The organism is Acidovorax sp. LjRoot117 (assembly GCF_964252695.1).
In the GTDB taxonomy this organism is placed as follows: Bacteria; Pseudomonadota; Gammaproteobacteria; order Burkholderiales; family Burkholderiaceae_C; genus Acidovorax.
The window spans coordinates 86,201-103,155 of record NZ_CAXUPO020000012.1; the positions used below are offsets into that span (position 1 = coordinate 86,201).

Sequence of the window (16,955 nt, forward strand, 5' to 3'; positions counted from 1 at the left end):
TTGGTACGGTCGTCGCTCAATATTTATGCCCCCAAAGGCCCCTGCTGCGCATCTGACGGGCGCAAGCAGCTATCAAATCAATAGCTGCTCTTTATTGGCCGACGTACGCCACCTGCGCAGCGCCTGGACGCAAGGCGCGCCGTCGATCAGATGGTTCAGATCGGCGCGTAGCTGCCCGTGCCGCCTGGCCAGGCCGTGAGCACTTCGTACCCGTCGGGCGTCACCGCCACCATGTGCTCCCACTGGGCGGACAGCGAGCGGTCCTTGGTCACCACGGTCCAGCCGTCGGCCAGCTCCTTGGTTTCGCGCCCGCCGGCGTTGAGCATGGGCTCGATGGTGAAGACCATGCCGGCCTCCAGCGTGAGGCCGGTGCCGCGCTGGCCGTAGTGCAACACGTTCGGTACGTCGTGATAAATCTGCCCGATGCCGTGGCCGCAGTACTCGCGCACCACGCTGAAGCGCTCGCGCTGCGCCACCGTCTGGATCGCGTGACCGACGTCGCCCAGCGTGGCCCCGGGCCGCACCTGCCGGATGCCTGCGCACAGGGCTTCGTACGTCGTTTCCACCAGGCGCCGGGCGAGCGTGCTGGGCGCACCGACGAAGTACATGCGGCTGGTGTCGCCGTACCAGCCGTCCTTGATCACGGCCACATCGATGTTGACGATGTCGCCCTTCTTCAGGATCTTGTCGTGCGACGGAATGCCGTGGCAGACCACCTGGTTGACCGAGGTGAGGATGGTCTTGGGGTACCCCAGGTAACCCACGTTGGCCGGCACCGCGCCCTGTACGTTCACGATGTGATCGTGGCAGATGCGGTCCAGTTCTTCGGTGCTCACGCCGGGCACCACGTGGGGCTCGATCCTGTGCAGCACCTCGGCGGCCAGTTGCGCGGCGCGGCGCGACAGGGCCAGTTCGTCTGCCGACTTGATGGGGACGCTGCGCGCCATCAGTGCTTCCCGTTGCCCACGGCGCGGGGTTTGTCCGGCAGGCCGTCCACCGCCATGGCGATGTCCAGGCCGCCCGCCATTTCGGCCCGCACCAGCAGCTGGCAGATCTCGCGGTGGTCGAGCTCGGGGTGCATCTCGGTCAGCATGCCCACCCGCATCCAGTGCTCGGCCTGCGCGTTGATGGAGCGGCTCAGTGCCGTGCCTGCGACCCGCAGGTTCTCGTGCATCTGGTCGGAAATTTTGACGATACCCATGGATTGGTCTCTACATAAAACGTATACGAATTATATATAAAACGTGTAGCGACGTCTTAAGATGACGCACAGCATGGGTTGACCACAATGGGCGGTCCGCCGTGCCGCTGCCTCTGCGGCCCACGCACGCCACCGCAACACCAGGACCAGCCACCCATGGGTTCATCGCCTCCCGTGACCTTTCGCCCCTTCGCCGGGCCGTCGGATTTTCCGGCCATGGTCGCCTGCGCCAACGCCAGCTTTGCGCTCGATGAGACCCGGTTCTTCCGCACCGTGGACGACGTGGCGCGCGACTACGCCGCATTCACCGCGTGCGTGCCGCAGCACGACGTGTGGATCGCGCAGGCGGGAGACAACATCGCCGGCTATGTGCGCGCCTGGCACTGGGAGCAGGTCGACGGGCTGCAGCTGTACGGGCAGTTCGCCGTGGTCGCACCGCCGTGGCGCCGGCGCGGCATCGGCACGCAACTGCATGCGTGGCTGGAGGCGCGGCAGCGCGCCATGGCCGCGGCCCGGGGCCACCCCGGCCCGCATGCGCACCACGCCTTCGTCACCCAAGGCGAAAGCGCGCGCGCGGCGCTGCTGGAAAAATCCGGCTACCGGCCCGAGCGCTATTTCTTCACCATGGTGCGCCCCACGTTGAACGACATCGCCGACTTCGCGCTGCCTGCCGGCGTGGAAGTGCGCGCGGTGCAGCCCGACCACTACCGCGCCATCCGCGAGGCGCACCACCGTGCGTTCCGGTCGCACTGGGGTGTCGCGCCGCCGGACGACGATGACTACGAACGCTGGCTGGACAGCCCCGTCTTTCAGCCGCACCTGTGGCAGGTGGCCTGGGATGTGGCCACGAACGAAGTGGCGGGCCAGGTGCGCGCGTACATCGACACCACGTGGAATGCGGGCAACGCACGCCAGCGCGGCTGGACGGAGTTCATCAGCGTGGACGAGCGCTGGCGCCGCCGGGGCCTGGCGCGTGCGCTGATCTCGCGCAGCCTGCGGGCGCAGGCCGGCGCGGGCATGCACGAGTCCGGGCTGGGCGTGGACAGCACCAACGCCCATGGTGCCCGGGGCATCTATGAAGACTGCGGATTCATCGTCGAGCAGCGCAACTGCGTGTTCCGCAAGCCCCTGCTCCTGGACCGCACGCACGAGCCGCGGAGCCCCGACGCGCCTGCGCGTTAGTCAGTTCGACAGGTCCCTCGACAGCACGATGAGCCCCCACACCGCCACCACCAGCTGCACCAGGTTGAGCAGCAGCGCCGTGGCATGGATGCGGCGGAACTGCTGCACCGCCCCCGCATGGCCCGCTTCGATCCGGCTGCCCAGATGCAGCATCACCGGCAGCAGACGCCGGCGCAAGAGCGTGGCCGTGGCAGCCAGCACGGCGGCACCCACTGCAAACGCCCACCGGCCCCACAGCGCATAGCTGACCGCAGCGCCCAGTGCCACCCAGAAAGCCGCCTGGTAGTACACGTTGAAGAAGCCGCGCACGAACCGGGCGTCCAGCGGCTCGTCGTGCCGCAGTATCAAAAGCGGCAGGCCCCCCAGCAGGAAGTAGCCCGTGTTGACCAGCATGGCCACGGTGAAGAACAGCGCGGGGTAGATCGCGGAGGGCATGGCACTTCTCCTGGGCAGGGCGGGCTCGCTGCGGCGGGGCGATGGGGCCGCGAACGGCCTTGCGTAATGTATCTCTGGCGGGCGCGCAGGGGTGCGGCCTGCGTGCTGCCCGCCTGTACAGGCGCGCAGATGTTGGCAACAATGGCCCGCCATGCCAGCCCCCACTTTCTTCGCCACGCCCGCCGCCTTCCGCCGATGGCTGCAGCAGCACGCCGCGCAGTCCACCGAGCTGCTGGTGGGCTTTCACAAGGTCGGCTCGGGCCGCCCCTGCATGACATGGTCCGAATCGGTGGACGAGGCGCTGTGCTTTGGCTGGATCGACGGCGTGCGCCGGCGCATCGACGAGCACAGCTATTCCATCCGCTTCACGCCACGCAAGCCATCGTCCATCTGGAGCGCGGTGAACATCGCCAAGATGGAGCAGTTGCAGGCGGTTGGCCGCATGACGCCCGCGGGCCTGGCGGCCTTCAGCCACCGCAAGTCCGACAAGTCCGCCATCTACTCGCACGAGCAGGCCGCAGCCGCCGAGCTGCCCGCGCCGCAGTTGCGCGAGTTCCAACGCCACAAGAAGGCCTGGCAGTTCTTCGAGGCCGCACCGGCGGGATATCGCAAATCGATGCTGCACTGGGTGACATCGGCCAAGCGTGCCGAAACCCGCGATTCGCGGTTTGCGCAATTGCTGGCCGCTTCGCAAGCGGGCGAACGGATCGACCTGTGGACGGGGCGGGCCGCGGCATTGGCTGCCAAGGCTTGAGGGCGCCTGCTTGTCGTAAGCTTGCGCCATGCAACAAAGAAACCTTGGACCTTTCTCCGTCTCGGCCATCGGGCTGGGCTGCATGAACCTCTCGCACGCCTACGGCGCGCCGGTGTCGGCCGAGCAGGGCGAGCGCGTGCTGCTGGCCGCGCTCGATGCCGGCGTGACGCTGTTCGACACCGCCACGCTGTATGGCTTCGGCGCCAACGAAACACTGGTGGGCCGCGTGATGAAGAGCCACCGCAGCCGCTTCACCCTGGCGAGCAAATGCGGCATGCAGGGCGTGGATGTGGCCGGCGACGGCAAGCTGGTGCGCGTGATCGACGGCCGCCCCGCCACGCTGCGCCAGACCTGCGAAGACAGCCTGCGCCGCCTGCAGACCGACGTGATCGACCTGTACTACCTGCACCGCTGGGACAAGAAGGTGCCCATCGAAGACAGCGTGGGTGCCTTGGCAGACCTGGTGCGCGCGGGCAAGATCCGCAGCATCGGCCTGTCCGAAGTGTCTGCCGCCACCCTGCGCCGCGCGCACGCGGTGCACCCCATCGCGGCGGTGCAGACCGAGTATTCGCTGTGGACCCGCAACCCCGAGATCGCCGTGCTCGACGCCTGCCGCGAGCTGGGCACCGCCTTCGTCGCCTTCAGCCCCGTGGCGCGGGGTTTCCTCTGCGGCGAACTCACGGACGTGAGCACGCTGGACGCCAAGGACATCCGCCGCGCCATGCCGCGTTTTGCACCCGATGCCTATGCTGCCAACCTGCAACTGCTGACCGGCTACCAGGCCATCGCGCGCGAGGTGGGCTGCACCCCCGCGCAACTGGCGCTGGCGTGGTTGCTGCACCGGGGCGAGCAAATCATCCCCATCCCCGGAACGACGAGCGTGGAGCACCTGCTGGACGATGTGGGCGCGGCCGGCGTGCAGCTGGATGCGGCGGTGATCGCACGGCTCGATGCGCTGATCAATGAGCGCACGGTGGTGGGCCCGCGGTACAGCGCGCAGAGTGCGGGTGAGGTGGATACCGAGACATTCGAAAGCCGCGCGGCGTAGCGGGTGCTGAAAAGACAAGGGCCCGGAGCATCACTGCTCCGGGCCCTTGCCTTTGGGTTGTTGAAAACCTCAACGTCCGCGCAGATTCCCCTTGTCATCCGCAATCACGATCTCCACGCGACGATTCATCGCGCGGCCCTCCGGCGATGCGTTGTCGGCCACGGGGTGGGCCTTGCCGTAGCCGCGGGCCGTGATGCGGCTGGTGTCCACGCCGCGCACCACCAGAGCGTCGCGCACGGCCTGGGCGCGACGGTCGGACAGGTCCTGGTTGTAGCTGTCGGAGCCCACGCTGTCGGTGTAGCCCTCGATCAGCAGCTTGCGGTCCGGGAACTGCTTCAAGAAGTTGGCCAGCTTTTCCAGGCGCGGTGCGGCCTGGGGTGAGAGCTCGGCCTTGTTGAAGGCGAACAGCACGTCGCCCAGCGTGACCAGCAGACCGCGTTCGGTCTGCTGCGCTTCCATGTCGCGCAGCTGGGCTTCCAGCGCGCGCACGCGGTCCTGGGCGGCATTGGCCTGGGCCATGGCGGCGGTGGCATTGGCCTGCTGCTGGGCGGCGCGTTGCTCGGCGCTCATGGCCTGGGCCTGGGCCTGCTGGGCGCGCAGGCGGGCCTGGTCGGCCTCCTGGGTGCGGGCCTGCAGGCGGATGCGGTCGGCCTCGCTGCCGGCTTGCTGGATGTTGGCATCGAGCTGGCGTGCGCGGGCGGTGTTGGTCGCGATCTCGGCACGCTGGCGGGCGATGTAGGCCAGGTGGTTGGTTTCCGATTCGTCGTGGTCGTCGGCCCATTCACGGTCGGCGCGGGCCAGGGCTTCGGTGGCTTGCTTGAGCTCCACGGCGGCGTACTGGTTCACGGCGGGGTCGCCCGCAGCGGCGGTGACGGCAGAGCGGGCTTGCTCCAGGGCGGGCAGGGGTGCGGTGCTGGCGCAGGCGGCGAGCAGGCCCACGGCGATCAGGCTGGAGCACAGGGCGGTGGTACGGTGGATCAATTGGCGCATGGTGGGATGTCCCTTCAAATGTCGTTCAGGCGGTCAGTGGCGAGGCGCGGCGCAAGGCGTGCGACGGCGCTCAGCGGGGAGACCGGCGGTTGATTTCTTCCTGCAGCGCACGGATGCTGTCCTGCACCTGGGCCAGGTTGGTCGCGTTGCGGGCCGCATCGGCACGGGTCTCGGCCACGCGGGCATCGACTTCTGCTTCGGCTGCCAGGCGGCGGGCGTTCTTGTAGTCGCCCTGGGTCATGGACTTCTCGGCCTGGATGAGCTTTTCCTGCGCACGCTGCAGGTCGACCGGTGCATTGGCGGCCACGGTGGGCGCTGCCGCGACACGGTTGACCGTGGTGCGGGTCACGGCCATCTGCTCGGTGGGGGCGGGGGTGGAAGAGCATGCCGCCAGGGCGCCCAGCGCAAGGGCTGCAGCGGTGGTTCGGATGAGTGCGGTCGAGTGCATGGTGTAGTGAACTCCTGCTGGAAGTGGTGTAGTGACGGTGGCCAGCGGCTGTGCCGCGAGGGCACGTTGTGCGGTGCTGGCACCGGAGACCAGGGGTGGCCCTGGTGTGCCTGCATTGTTGGCGGCGGGCCGTGGAGGGGGCGTAGGTACTGCCTCTGTATTCCTGTGGGCGAAGTCTTACGAACTCTTGCAATTGCATGCGCTGCTGCATTCACATTCACATTCACATTTGCATTTGCGGCTTTGCGTTGATGGGTGGCGCAGGAGTGCGCGGCTGAGTCCTACGGCTTGACGGGCATCAACATGGCACGCTAGTCACTTGGTAGCGAAGGTGTGCTGCGGGCGGCCAGCGATGTGCCGCGCCCAATCGTGCGCGGACCATGCTGAAAGCCGTGCCAGTGGGCTCGAAAGACCGTTGACACTGTTTGTCAAACGGGCTTGTTCTGCACGCCAGCACCTGACGTCTCGGCCGGGCTTTCTTGCTGGACCATGCCTGTAGGTCGGCTGAGCCAGCCTGCGATGGCGCCGTGTGCGGTGTCTGGTGGTGGTGCTGGCAGTTGCGGGCGCTCTTCGCTTTTCGTGAACATCGGCCAGGTGCAGCGCTTGCAGCGCTTGCAGCGCTTGCAGCGCGTGCAGCGCGGGCCCTGTGCCGATCCAATGCAAGGAGCAGCGTTGAGCATGCAAGATTTCCCCTTCATGACCTGGGTCCGCGAGACCACCGTCATCGGCATTCCGTTGTGGAGCCTGCTGCTGGCACTGGCCGCAGCCGTCACCACCTACTTTGCGATCATGGTGGTGCTGCACCTGCTCACGCGGCGTGCCCGCAGCTGGGCCAGCCGCTCAGGTAGCGCCACCGCGCACACGGTGGCCGATGTGCTCGCCGGCACCAGCCGGCTTCTGGTGTTGCTGGTCGCACTGCTGGTGGGGGCCAACTTTCTGGACCTGCCCCTGCGCTGGGAAACGCGGCTGAGCCAGCTGTGGTTCGTAGCGGTGGCGCTGCAGCTGGGCCTGTGGGGCATGCGCGCCATTGGCTTGGGTGTGGGCCGCTACGTGCAGCGGCACAGCTCCAGCGGCATGACGCAGGTCAGCGCGTCGGCCACGCTGCTGTCCTGGGGCCTGCGCACGCTGCTGTGGAGCGTGGTGGCGCTGGCCATCCTGTCCAACCTGGGGGTCAACATCACTGCCTTCATCGCCAGCCTGGGTGTGGGCGGCATTGCGGTGGCGCTGGCGGTGCAGAACATCCTGGGCGACTTGTTCGCATCGCTGGCCATCGCGGTGGACAAGCCCTTCGAGGTGGGCGACTTCATCGTGGTGGGCAATGTGTCGGGCACGGTGCAGGTCATCGGCCTCAAGACCACGCGCATCCGCAGCCTGCAGGGCGAGCAGATCGTGATGTCCAACACCGACCTGCTCAAGCAGACCATCAGCAACTACCGCATGCTGGAGAAGCGGCGCATCGTCTTCCAGTTCGGCGTGTCGTACGCGACCACGCCCGAGCAGGCCGAGGCGATCCCCGGCGTGGTGCGCAGGCTCATCGAGGCGCACCCTGAGCTGCGGCTGGACCGCGTGCACTTCAAGTCGTTCGGCGAGAGTTCTCTGCAATACGAAGTGGTCTACATCGTGCAGGACCCGGCGTTCAACCTGTACATGGACCTGCAGCAGTCCATCAACCTGGCGCTGATGCGGGAGTTCAAGGCCATGGGGGTGGCGTTTGCGTTTCCGACGAGCACGGTCCACATTGCGCGAGACCGGCCTGCGGCTGCCGCGAGCGTGGCGGCAGAAGCGCGGCAGGCGGAACAGGTAGAGCATGTGGAGCCGGGAGGGGCCGGCGAGGTCCTCAGTCGTTCAACACAAAACCGATCCTGACCTCGCGACAGGGGCCGTGTGCTTCCACGCTGATATCGGCGCTCCACACATCGGGGTGCTCGCAGCGCATGTGGCGAAAGTGAGACCCGGCGCCCGCAACCTGGGCCGGGTCTCCACTGCAAGCCAGTGGCGCCATGGCGGCAGCGTGCTTTAGCAACGCGACATCGGGGTCCATGTAGCTGCCGTAGTCCATGGCGACATACGGCACGCCTTCGCCATCGCGCCCCTTCCAGTGAAAGCGCGCGGGGCGGCATTCTGCAAAGGTGGGCGTGGCATCGCGGACGCTTTCAGGCACGCCGACGTAGTACAGCGGCCATCCTGGCCTGACGTCGCTGACTTCGAACAGCATCCACAGGCCCAGCAGGGCAGTCGGCGGCAGGATCAGGCACGCGAGAACAAGGCCCTTCACCCATCCTGGCAGCTTCGGTGTTGGGTCATTCATTACGGGGCACGAGCAGCTGCAGGGTTCCAAAAAAAGGCCGGCGACCCTTGCGGATAGCCGGCCTGAACGGGTAGTTGCAGACTTAGCGCTTCTTTCTCAACCGGCTGTGTCCGTTTGCCATCACTTGGCGACGACGCGCACCATCTCCAGGCACTTGTTCGAGTAGCCCCATTCGTTGTCGTACCAGGACACGATCTTCACGAAGGTGCCATCGAGCGCAATGCCGGCATCCGCGTCGAAGATCGACGTGCGGGTGTCGCCGCGGAAGTCGGTGGCCACCACCTTGTCTTCGGTGTAGCCCAGCACGCCCTTGAGCGCGCCTTCGGACTGGGCCTTCATCTCGGCCTTGATCTCATCGTACGTGGCGGCCTTGTCCAGCTCCACGGTCAGGTCCACCACCGACACGTCGGAGGTGGGCACGCGGAAGGACATGCCGGTCAGCTTCTTGTTCAGGGCAGGGATCACCACGCCCACGGCCTTGGCAGCGCCGGTGCTCGAAGGGATGATGTTCTCCAGGATCCCGCGGCCGCCGCGCCAGTCCTTGTTGGACGGGCCGTCCACGGTCTTTTGCGTGGCGGTGGCGGCGTGCACCGTGGTCATCAGGCCGCGCTTGATGCCCCACTTGTCGTTGAGCACCTTGGCCACGGGGGCCAGGCAGTTGGTGGTGCACGAGGCGTTGGACACGATGGCCTGGCCGGCGTAGGTGTCGTGGTTCACGCCGAACACGAACATCGGCGTGTCGTCCTTGGACGGGGCCGACAGGATGACCTTCTTGGCGCCGGCATCGATGTGCTTTTGCGCGGTGACCTTGTCCAGGAACAGGCCGGTGGATTCGATCACCACATCGGCGCCGACTTCGTTCCACTTGAGGTTGGCAGGGTCGCGCTCTTGCGTCAGGCGGATCTTCTTGCCGTTGACGATCAGGGTATTGCCCTCGACCGACACGGTGCCCTGAAAGCGGCCGTGCACCGAGTCGTACTGCAGCATGTACGCCAGGTAGTCAGGCTCCAGCAGGTCGTTGATGCCCACGACTTCGATGTCGCTGAAGTTCTGGACGGCGGAGCGCAGCACGTTGCGGCCGATGCGGCCGAAGCCGTTGATACCAATCTTGATCGTCATAGCTTGTCATCTCTCCAAGGTTGCAAAGTCGAAAAATCAGGAATCTGCCGCAACGCGCCCCCCGGCGGCAGGGCGCGCAGCGGGCTGGACGGGTCAGCGTGCATTCTTGGCGGGCTTGAGCCGTGCGGCGCCGACGGCAACCAGCACCGCGTCGGCGACGTTCTCTTCGGTAAAGCCGAAGTGCTTGAACAGCACGGGCGCGGGAGCCGATTCGCCATAGGTGTCGATGCCGACGACAGCGGCGCAGCCGTACTTCCACCAGCCGTCGGTCACGCCCATTTCCACGGCCACGCGGGGCACGCCGGCGGGCAGCACGCTGCTCTTGTACTTGGCATCTTCGCGGTCGAACGTGGTCGTGCTGGGCATGGAGACCACGCGCACAGCCACTTTCTTGTCGGCCAGCAGGCGCTGGGCCTTCAGGGCCAGTTGCACTTCGGAGCCGGTGGCGATGATCACGGCCACGGCCTTCTTGTTCAGGCCCACGTCGGCGGGTTCGGACAGCACATACGCGCCGCGGCTGATGTCGCCCAGGTCGCGCTTGGGGGCGTAGGGCAGGTTCTGGCGCGACAGCAGCAGGGCGGTGGGCTTGTTGCGGTTGGACAGGGCCACGCTCCAGGCCACGGCGGTTTCGGCCGTGTCACCGGGGCGCCACACATCCAGGTTGGGGATCAGGCGCAGGCTGGCGGCGTGTTCGATGGACTGGTGGGTGGGGCCGTCTTCGCCCAGGCCGATGGAGTCGTGCGTGAACACGTGGATCACGCGCTGCTTCATCAGCGCGGCCATGCGGATGGCGTTGCGGCTGTAGTCGCTGAAGGTCAGGAACGTGCCGCCGTAGGGGATGAAGCCGCCGTGCAGCGCGATGCCGTTCATGATCGCGGCCATGCCGAATTCGCGCACGCCGTAGTTGATGTGGCGGCCACCGATCTTCTGGCCGCCTTCGACTTCGGTCTGCACCACGTTGCCCTGCATGTCAAAGCGCAGGTTGGGGGTGCTCTTGGTGTTGGTGAGGTTGGAGCCGGTCAGGTCGGCGCTGCCGCCCAGCAGCTCGGGCAGGGCCGCGGTGAAGGCTTCCAGCGCCAGCTGGCTCGCCTTGCGGCTGGCCACGGTTTCGCCCTTGGTGTGGGCAGCGACCACGGTGTCCACGGCCACTTGCGCGAAGTTGGCGGGCAGGTTGCCTTCCATGCGGCGCGTCAGTTCTGCCGACAGCTCGGGGAAGGCCGCGGTGTAGGCGGCAAAGCGCTCGTTCCAGGCGGCTTCGACGTTCTGGCCGTTGGCCTTGCCGTCCCAGTCGGCGTACACGTCTTCAGGCACCACGAAGGGCTCGCTGCTCCAGCCCAGGGCTTCGCGCGTGAGCTTGATTTCCTCGGCGCCCAGCGGCTCGCCGTGGGCCTTGGCGGTGTTGGCGCGGTTGGGGCTGCCCTTGCCGATGTGCGTCTTGCACACGATGAGGGTGGGGCGCTCTGTCTGCTTCTTGGCCTCGGCAATCGCGGCGGCCACCTTGTCGGCGTCGTGGCCGTCGATGGGGCCGATCACGTTCCAGCCGCTGGCCACAAAGCGCAGGGGGGTGTTGTCGGCAAACCAGGGGGCGACCTGGCCGTCGATGCTGATGCCGTTGTCGTCGTACAGGGCGATCAGCTTGTTGAGCTTCCAGGCGCCGGCCAGGGACACGGCCTCGTGGCTGATACCTTCCATCAGGCAGCCGTCGCCCAGGAAGACGTAGGTGTTGTGGTCCACCACCGCGTGGCCTTCGCGGTTGAACTCGCTGGCCAGCAGCTTTTCAGCCAGCGCAAAGCCCACGGCGTTGGTGATGCCCTGGCCCAGCGGGCCGGTGGTGGTCTCGACGCCGGCGGTGTAGCCCACTTCGGGGTGGCCGGGGGTCTTGCTGTGCAGCTGGCGGAAGTTCTTGAGTTCTTCGATCGGCAGGTCGTAGCCGGTGAGGTGCAGCAGCGCGTACAGCAGCATGGAACCGTGGCCGTTGGAGAGCACGAAGCGGTCGCGGTCGAACCACTGGGGGTTGGCGGGGTTGTGCTTGAGGTGGCGGCCCCACAGTGCCGCTGCCATGTCGGCCATGCCCATGGGGGCGCCGGGGTGGCCGGAGTTGGCTTGTTGAACTGCGTCCATGGCCAATGCGCGGATTGCATTTGCCATCTGTTGGGATTGCTGCGGGGTATGGGCCATGGGGTGTGCGGGTTCGGGTGGGAGGGGTGGGATTTCAGGGGGAAACCCGGCATTTTACCGGCCCTGCTTTCCCGCGCCCGAACCGGCAGGGCCGAACCCTTGGCGAAGCAGCGCCGGCGCTGCGATGCACTACAGTGCGGGCCATGCAAGGACTGCACCTCACCGCCGATCTCCGGGACTGCCGCTGTGCCCCCGTGTGGCTGCTGGACGCCGCCGCGCTGGGCCAGGCCTGCGCCGACGCCGTGCGCCACGCCGGGCTGCAGCCCGTGGGCCAGGTGTTTCATGAATTCCCGGCCACAGCGCACGGCCCGGGCGGGGTGACAGCTACGATTTTGCTAGCTGAGTCGCACCTGTGCGTGCACACCTGGCCCGAGCAGCGCGCCGTCACGCTCGATGTCTACGTGTGCAATTTCGGCGCCGACCATTCGGACAAGGCGCGGGCGCTGATGGATGCGCTGCTGGCGTTGTTCGAGCCGTCTTCGGTGCAGCGCCACGCGCTGCAACGGGGCGCCGTGCCGGAGCTGGCGGCATGAGCGCGATGAACCCGGCCGTCCCTTCCCAGGTCCCCGCGCTGCTGCTGGCCGCCGGCCGCGGCGAGCGCATGCGCCCGCTGACCGACAGCACCCCCAAGCCGCTGCTCGCGGTGCAAGGGCTGCCGCTGCTGGAGTGGCATCTGCAGGCGTTGCAGGATGCGGGCGTGCAGCGGGCCGTCATCAACACCGCCTGGCTCGGGTCGCAGATCAGCGAGCGGTTTACGGATGTTTTTGGCCTCCACCGCTTGCTGGACGGGCGCAAGCCGCTATCAATTTCATACTCCCACGAGGGTGTGGACTTCGGTGGTGCGCTTGAAACCGCCGGCGGCATCGCCCGCGCGCTGCCCCAGCTGGGGCCGGTGTTCTGGCTGGCGGCGGGCGATGTCTTTGCGCCCGACTTCGTGTTCGACAGCGGCGCAGTGCAGGCTTTTGCCGCCAGCGACCGCCTGGCGCACCTGTGGCTGGTGCCTAACCCGGCGCACAATCCGCGGGGCGACTTCGGCTTGTCGCCAGAGGGGCTGGCGCTGAACCTCGCACCCGGCGATCCTGCGCCCCGCTACACCTACAGCACCATCGCCCTGCTGCGCGCAGAGCTGTTCGCGCTGCCTTGGTGCGACATTCCGGCCGGCAACCCGCAGGGCATTCAGGCGCCGCTGGCCCCGCTGCTGCGCCGCGCCATGGACCAGGGCCGTGTCAGCGCAGAGATCTACCCCGGCCGCTGGACGGACGTGGGCACGCCCGAGCGGCTGGCAGAGCTCAACCGCTGACGCGGCGGCGCAGGCGCGGTCACTGCGTGGCCGTGGCGGGGCCGGAGTAGGCAGGCTGCACCGCAATGGCAGGGCCATTTTCACACCCGCGAAACAGCCACTGGCTGGGAATGAAGCGCGCATCCGGGCCGTCGGGCGCGGGCTTGCCCACCTCCGCCTGCACGTCGTAGGGGATGTGCGGCACCTGGAACAGGGCCAGTTGGCCCTTCTTGCACGCCATGGCCGGAATCAGCTTGTGGGGCACCCATGCCTGGCTCGCGTTGTCGTACCGGTACAGCGGCCCGATCTGCTGGTCCTGGGCCAGCTCCACGCGCATCGGCACCACCTGCAGCGCGCTGGCCCAGACCGAGGCCACCTGCACCGGTTCCGCGAACCGCACGGCCTCCAGCCCGTAGAGCGCCAAAGGACGGCCCGGTGCGCCCTTGTCGAACGGGTCGTTGCGGTTGATGAGGCTGCCCGCAGGGATCAGCAGTTCGCCATACTGAAAGTCCTGCGGCAGCACGAACTTCTCCCGGCTCGCACGCACCACCGCGCCATCCTGCCGCGCCTGCTTGGCGCTGTGCGACAGGAAGAGCTGTGCTATCAGCAGCAGGTTGCAGGCTGCCGCCACCGCGCAGGCGATCACCAGGCCCCGGCGGGTGAGCAGCCACTTGTTCGGGATGTCGACCCAGCGCACATACATCGCATAGATCAGCAGCGCACTCGTCAGCAGCAGGCCGAGCAGCGGCAGCAGGACGGCCACGATGAGGTGCAGCAGGGCATTGAGCAGGTTGAGCATGGTTGCAGGGAAAGTGGCAGAGCAGGGCGCCTTCGAGACCATCGCCCGGGGCGGCGGCGCATCGTGAGGCGTCGAGTCTGCCATGAGCCGCGGGCCGCCCGGCCTGCTCGGTCGGCGGCGGGCAGCGTCCGCGGCTTCTGACCTTGCCGCTTACTCTGCGGGCCGGGCGGCAGCGCGCTCGGCCGTCGGCTGTCCGCCCAGCATGCCTGCCAGGCTCTGCGCCATGCCGGTGATGCCTTCGTTGGACAAGCCCGCGTCCTTCATCACCGCATCGACGATGGGCTTGGCGATCTGGTACTGCAGGGCCGAGTTCATGACCTGCTCAGGGAAGGTGCCCTGCGCGCCATTGCCGCCTGCCGCTGGGCCCTGGCCGCCTTGGCTGCCGGGCATGCCGCCCACCTGAACGATGCGGATCGAGTCGATCTTCTCCATGGGGCGCACGGCCTGCTCGATGATCTGCGGCAGTTGCTGCAGCAGCAGGCTGCGCACCTGCAGGTCCACCTGCGCTGCAGACAAGGTGTTGAGCGCTTCGTTCAGCGCGCGCTTGCCTTCGGCCTCGGCCAGGGCCGCCGCCTGGCGCGCGCGGGCCTCGATGGTGATCGCTTCGGCGCGGTCCATCGCCGCTTCCTTTTCGGCCGACGCGGACACGCGAACGGAAATGGCGTTCTGCTCGGCATCTTTCGACGCCTCGATCAGCTGGATGCTCTTGTCACGCTCGGCCACGGCCACCTGGCGCGCGGTGTTCACGGCTTCTTCGGCTTTCACGGCCTCGGCGCGGGCCAGGTTGGCGGCGGCGTCCGCGTCCGACTGTTCGCGCGACTTGGTGGCAATGGCGATCTGTGTGTCCTGGCGGGCGATTTCCACCTGCTTGCGCTGCTCGGCGCGCTTGGTCTCGGTGTGGCGCTCCAGTTCGATCTCGCGCGTCTGGATGACCAGGTTCTTCTCGATCTCGGCGGCCTTGATCTCGCGCTCGGCCTCGATGCGCTTTTGGCTCACCTGGCGCTCGGCTTCGATCTTGGCGGCCTCGGCCTCGCGGTTGCGCTCGGCCTGTTGCGTGGCGATGAGTGCGGCCTGCTCGGCGCGGGAGTTTTCGATCTCGCGTTTTTGCGACAGCGAGGCGAACTCCTGGTCCTTCTCGATGGTGAGCTTCTGGCGCGTGGCTTCCAGGTCCTTGGTACGCACCTGCACCTCGGTGTCCTGCTCCACGTCGTTGCGCTGCTTGCGGCGCGCCTCGGTCTGCTCGGTCAGGCGCGTCAGGCCCTCGGCGTCGAAGGCGTTGTTGGGGTTGAAGAACTGCTTTTCGGTCTGGTCCAGGCTGGTCAGCGAGACGGATTCAAGCTCCAGGCCGTTCTTCTCCAGGTCTTCGGCCACGGCGTTCTGCACGGCCTGCACGAAGTCGCGGCGCTTGTCCTGCAGCTCCTGGATGGTCATGGTGGCGGCGGTGGCGCGCAGCGAGTCGACGAACTTGTCTTCCACCAGCGCCTTGAGCTCCTCGGGGCTCATGGTGCGGGCGCCCAGCGTCTGGGCGGCGATGCTCACGGCCTCTTCGGTCTGCTTGACACGCACGAAGAAGGCGGCGGTCACGTCCACGCGCATGCGGTCCTTGGTGATCAGGCTTTCCTTGGCGCGGCGCACCACTTCGAGCTTCAGGGTGTTCATGTTCACCAGCACGCGCTCGTGAAACACCGGCAGCAGGATGGCGCCGCCGTCCATGATGACCTTCTGGCCGCCCAGGCCCGTGCGCACGAAGGCCGTCTCTTTGGTGGAGCGCTTGTACAGGCGCGAAAAAACGATGCCGATGGTCAGCAGGGCCAGCAAGGCAATGCCTGCGATGGTGCCCATTTCGATCAGGTTGGTCATTTTCTAGGTTCTCCCTCTTTGGATGTCTGTTGGATTTGGGTGTATCGGCGGGTCTACATCAGCGCCGGATGCGGGTTGGCGATGCAGCGGTAGAACGCGCCCACCTTGCGCACGATGAGGATCTGCGCGCCTTCGTCGAAGACCTCGTCATCCACATCGGGCTCCACCATCAGGTAGTGGGTGCGGCCATGCGTGTCGCGCACGCGGGCCTGCGCGGCCAGGCCGCGGCGCGCCGCACCCGCGGAGACGACGCCAGGGCGGCCGATGAGCGACATCTCGCTCACGGCCGAGGTCTCGTCGCGCGGGATGATGTGGGCGATGAGCGCGCCCAGGCTGCGCACCGTGGCCATGCCCGGGGCCACGGCCGCAAGGCCTGCGACCCACACCGGCAGGTAAAACCCCAGCAGGCCGTGCGCGACCTTCTGCAGGCTGTAGCCGAACACGGCGTAGCCCGCAAGGAACAGCACCATCAGCACCAGCGAAGGCACCTTGCCCAGGTGCAGCCAGCCCAGCACCCGGTCCAGGCCGCTTTCTCCATGCACGTCGGGCAGCAGGTCGTCGATCCAGTTGCTGGGGCTCAGCGAGATCAGCATGCCCAGGCCCTCAATCAGCGCAATGCCGACGATGAGCGCAAACGCCACGCCGAAGGGCCAGGTCTCCGGGGCGGTGAACAGGCCGACGATCACGGCTTGACGGCCCTCAGCTGTGCCATGCGCTCGGCGATCTTGTTGTCGCGCACCAGGTCATCGAGCTCCTTGAGCTTGGCCGCCTGGTCCAGCGTGTTGCTGCGGTCCGTGCCCGACAGGCCGGTCTGGCGGGCGTAGACGCGGTCGAACGCGCCAGCCACGGCGTCCATGCGCTGCGCCGGGTTGGCACCGCCGGGCTGTGCAGCCGCGGATGGCACGGCGCTGGCGCGGCTCTTGCGGAACGCTTCGAGCGCTTCCATCATCTCGCGCTGCTTGGCCAGCAGCGCGGCCACGTAGCCGGTGAGCTCGCTCTCCTGCCGCGCAAGTTCTGCCAGCGTGGTCTCCAGCACGGGGATCTGCGCCTCGATGTCGAGCTGCCGAGCCACCGCAGCGCGCGCCAGATCCTCGCGGCCGGCGGCCAGGGCCTGCTCGATCTGCTCGCCGAGCTTGCCGTGCTGGCCATTGAGATTGGCGTGTTGCTGCTGGGCCAGGTGCCGGTTGGCGCTGGCCAGGCCCAGCTCGTGGCGGACATCGCCGATGACGGCATCGGCCTCGCGCAGCGACTGCTCCATCACGGCCACGGGGGCCTGGTTCTCCAGGTGGTCCACCAGTGCGTGGACGCTGCCGGTGATCACGCGTCCAACGCGGGTCTTCAGGGAATCTGCCAT

18 protein-coding genes are annotated in these 16,955 nt (G+C 67.3%); 6 read left to right on the forward strand and 12 right to left on the reverse strand.

Going from position 1 to position 16,955, the window contains the following annotated elements:
• Window positions 1–155 precede the first annotated feature (155 nt).
• Both map and ACSQ3D_RS23030 read right to left on the reverse strand, forming a co-directional pair.
• Window positions 156–947, reverse strand: a complete 792-nt coding sequence (gene map / locus ACSQ3D_RS23025; protein WP_056411336.1) for a type I methionyl aminopeptidase — start codon at window positions 945–947, stop codon at window positions 156–158.
• Entirely contained in the window at window positions 947–1,201 is a 255-nt protein-coding gene (locus ACSQ3D_RS23030; protein WP_056411337.1) for a ParD-like family protein, read from the reverse strand. Before ACSQ3D_RS23030 ends, map begins: the two co-directional genes overlap by 1 nt.
• Window positions 1,202–1,357: 156 nt before the next feature.
• On the opposite strand from ACSQ3D_RS23030, the gene ACSQ3D_RS23035 reads away from it, so the two are divergent.
• Window positions 1,358–2,383: an N-acetyltransferase family protein gene (locus tag ACSQ3D_RS23035; RefSeq protein ID WP_436128472.1), complete on the forward strand. Its 1,026-nt coding sequence runs from the start codon at window positions 1,358–1,360 to the stop codon at window positions 2,381–2,383.
• On the opposite strand, the gene ACSQ3D_RS23040 is transcribed toward ACSQ3D_RS23035, so the two are convergent.
• Entirely contained in the window at window positions 2,384–2,818 is a 435-nt protein-coding gene (locus ACSQ3D_RS23040; protein WP_056411341.1) for a hypothetical protein, read from the reverse strand.
• A gap of 151 nt (window positions 2,819–2,969) precedes the next feature.
• On the opposite strand from ACSQ3D_RS23040, the gene ACSQ3D_RS23045 reads away from it, so the two are divergent.
• Both ACSQ3D_RS23045 and ACSQ3D_RS23050 read left to right on the forward strand, forming a co-directional pair.
• The gene (locus ACSQ3D_RS23045) at window positions 2,970–3,572 is read left to right on the forward strand and encodes a YdeI/OmpD-associated family protein (RefSeq protein ID WP_436128473.1); all 603 of its coding nucleotides are present in this window, start codon (window positions 2,970–2,972) and stop codon (window positions 3,570–3,572) included.
• Window positions 3,573–3,600: 28 nt separating this feature from the next.
• Window positions 3,601–4,620: an aldo/keto reductase gene (locus tag ACSQ3D_RS23050; protein ID WP_436128474.1), complete on the forward strand. Its 1,020-nt coding sequence runs from the start codon at window positions 3,601–3,603 to the stop codon at window positions 4,618–4,620.
• 69 nt (window positions 4,621–4,689) lie between these two features.
• Here ACSQ3D_RS23050 and ACSQ3D_RS23055 read toward each other — a convergent pair whose 3' ends face one another.
• Window positions 4,690–5,610: an OmpA family protein gene (locus ACSQ3D_RS23055; protein ID WP_436128475.1), complete on the reverse strand. Its 921-nt coding sequence runs from the start codon at window positions 5,608–5,610 to the stop codon at window positions 4,690–4,692.
• Between the two features lie 70 nt (window positions 5,611–5,680).
• Window positions 5,681–6,058, reverse strand: a complete 378-nt coding sequence (locus ACSQ3D_RS23060) for a DUF4398 domain-containing protein (RefSeq protein ID WP_056411349.1) — start codon at window positions 6,056–6,058, stop codon at window positions 5,681–5,683.
• 678 nt (window positions 6,059–6,736) lie between these two features.
• Between ACSQ3D_RS23060 and ACSQ3D_RS23065 the strand changes: the two genes are divergently transcribed.
• Entirely contained in the window at window positions 6,737–7,924 is a 1,188-nt protein-coding gene (locus tag ACSQ3D_RS23065) for a mechanosensitive ion channel family protein (protein ID WP_436128476.1), read from the forward strand.
• On the opposite strand, the gene ACSQ3D_RS23070 is transcribed toward ACSQ3D_RS23065, so the two are convergent.
• The 3 genes from ACSQ3D_RS23070 to tkt form a co-directional block, all read right to left on the reverse strand.
• Window positions 7,896–8,333, reverse strand: coding sequence for a hypothetical protein (locus tag ACSQ3D_RS23070; protein WP_436128477.1), 438 nt, complete (start codon window positions 8,331–8,333; stop codon window positions 7,896–7,898). The two genes, ACSQ3D_RS23065 and ACSQ3D_RS23070, sit on opposite strands and share 29 nt — an antisense overlap.
• A 153-nt stretch (window positions 8,334–8,486) precedes the next feature.
• Window positions 8,487–9,485, reverse strand: a complete 999-nt coding sequence (gene gap, locus ACSQ3D_RS23075) for a type I glyceraldehyde-3-phosphate dehydrogenase (RefSeq protein WP_436128478.1) — start codon at window positions 9,483–9,485, stop codon at window positions 8,487–8,489.
• A 93-nt stretch (window positions 9,486–9,578) separates the two neighbouring features.
• The gene (gene tkt / locus ACSQ3D_RS23080) at window positions 9,579–11,663 is read right to left on the reverse strand and encodes a transketolase (protein ID WP_436128479.1); all 2,085 of its coding nucleotides are present in this window, start codon (window positions 11,661–11,663) and stop codon (window positions 9,579–9,581) included.
• Window positions 11,664–11,806: 143 nt separating this feature from the next.
• On the opposite strand from tkt, the gene ACSQ3D_RS23085 reads away from it, so the two are divergent.
• Window positions 11,807–12,196: an S-adenosylmethionine decarboxylase family protein gene (locus ACSQ3D_RS23085; RefSeq protein WP_436128480.1), complete on the forward strand. Its 390-nt coding sequence runs from the start codon at window positions 11,807–11,809 to the stop codon at window positions 12,194–12,196.
• Window positions 12,197–12,201: 5 nt separating this feature from the next.
• Complete coding sequence (locus tag ACSQ3D_RS23090; protein ID WP_436128513.1) at window positions 12,202–12,963, forward strand: nucleotidyltransferase family protein; 762 nt, start codon at window positions 12,202–12,204, stop codon at window positions 12,961–12,963.
• A gap of 19 nt (window positions 12,964–12,982) precedes the next feature.
• Here the strand turns inward: ACSQ3D_RS23090 and ACSQ3D_RS23095 are convergent, their stop codons facing one another.
• The 4 genes from ACSQ3D_RS23095 to ACSQ3D_RS23110 form a co-directional block, all read right to left on the reverse strand.
• Window positions 12,983–13,741 (reverse strand): hypothetical protein, encoded by a 759-nt coding sequence (locus tag ACSQ3D_RS23095; protein ID WP_436128481.1) that lies wholly within the window; start codon window positions 13,739–13,741, stop codon window positions 12,983–12,985.
• Window positions 13,742–13,891: 150 nt separating this feature from the next.
• Window positions 13,892–15,601, reverse strand: a complete 1,710-nt coding sequence (locus ACSQ3D_RS23100; RefSeq protein WP_056170878.1) for a flotillin family protein — start codon at window positions 15,599–15,601, stop codon at window positions 13,892–13,894.
• 53 nt (window positions 15,602–15,654) lie between these two features.
• Window positions 15,655–16,287, reverse strand: a complete 633-nt coding sequence (locus ACSQ3D_RS23105; RefSeq protein ID WP_056170875.1) for a YqiJ family protein — start codon at window positions 16,285–16,287, stop codon at window positions 15,655–15,657.
• Complete coding sequence (locus ACSQ3D_RS23110; RefSeq protein ID WP_056411363.1) at window positions 16,284–16,955, reverse strand: PspA/IM30 family protein; 672 nt, start codon at window positions 16,953–16,955, stop codon at window positions 16,284–16,286. The genes ACSQ3D_RS23105 and ACSQ3D_RS23110 overlap by 4 nt, the downstream gene beginning before the upstream one ends.

What these genes read in the sequence shown, in the direction of transcription:
- map (WP_056411336.1), bottom strand. Translation starts at nt 947, where the DNA reads ATGGCGCGCAGCGTCCCCATCAAGTCGGCAGACGAACTGGCCCTGTCG.
- ACSQ3D_RS23030 (WP_056411337.1), bottom strand. Translation starts at nt 1,201, where the DNA reads ATGGGTATCGTCAAAATTTCCGACCAGATGCACGAGAACCTGCGGGTC.
- ACSQ3D_RS23035 (WP_436128472.1), top strand. Translation starts at nt 1,358, where the DNA reads ATGGGTTCATCGCCTCCCGTGACCTTTCGCCCCTTCGCCGGGCCGTCG.
- ACSQ3D_RS23040 (WP_056411341.1), bottom strand. Translation starts at nt 2,818, where the DNA reads ATGCCCTCCGCGATCTACCCCGCGCTGTTCTTCACCGTGGCCATGCTG.
- ACSQ3D_RS23045 (WP_436128473.1), top strand. Translation starts at nt 2,970, where the DNA reads ATGCCAGCCCCCACTTTCTTCGCCACGCCCGCCGCCTTCCGCCGATGG.
- ACSQ3D_RS23050 (WP_436128474.1), top strand. Translation starts at nt 3,601, where the DNA reads ATGCAACAAAGAAACCTTGGACCTTTCTCCGTCTCGGCCATCGGGCTG.
- ACSQ3D_RS23055 (WP_436128475.1), bottom strand. Translation starts at nt 5,610, where the DNA reads ATGCGCCAATTGATCCACCGTACCACCGCCCTGTGCTCCAGCCTGATC.
- ACSQ3D_RS23060 (WP_056411349.1), bottom strand. Translation starts at nt 6,058, where the DNA reads ATGCACTCGACCGCACTCATCCGAACCACCGCTGCAGCCCTTGCGCTG.
- ACSQ3D_RS23065 (WP_436128476.1), top strand. Translation starts at nt 6,737, where the DNA reads ATGCAAGATTTCCCCTTCATGACCTGGGTCCGCGAGACCACCGTCATC.
- gap (WP_436128478.1), bottom strand. Translation starts at nt 9,485, where the DNA reads ATGACGATCAAGATTGGTATCAACGGCTTCGGCCGCATCGGCCGCAAC.
- tkt (WP_436128479.1), bottom strand. Translation starts at nt 11,663, where the DNA reads ATGGCCCATACCCCGCAGCAATCCCAACAGATGGCAAATGCAATCCGC.
- ACSQ3D_RS23085 (WP_436128480.1), top strand. Translation starts at nt 11,807, where the DNA reads ATGCAAGGACTGCACCTCACCGCCGATCTCCGGGACTGCCGCTGTGCC.
- ACSQ3D_RS23090 (WP_436128513.1), top strand. Translation starts at nt 12,202, where the DNA reads ATGAACCCGGCCGTCCCTTCCCAGGTCCCCGCGCTGCTGCTGGCCGCC.
- ACSQ3D_RS23095 (WP_436128481.1), bottom strand. Translation starts at nt 13,741, where the DNA reads ATGCTCAACCTGCTCAATGCCCTGCTGCACCTCATCGTGGCCGTCCTG.
- ACSQ3D_RS23100 (WP_056170878.1), bottom strand. Translation starts at nt 15,601, where the DNA reads ATGACCAACCTGATCGAAATGGGCACCATCGCAGGCATTGCCTTGCTG.
- ACSQ3D_RS23110 (WP_056411363.1), bottom strand. Translation starts at nt 16,955, where the DNA reads ATGGCAGATTCCCTGAAGACCCGCGTTGGACGCGTGATCACCGGCAGC.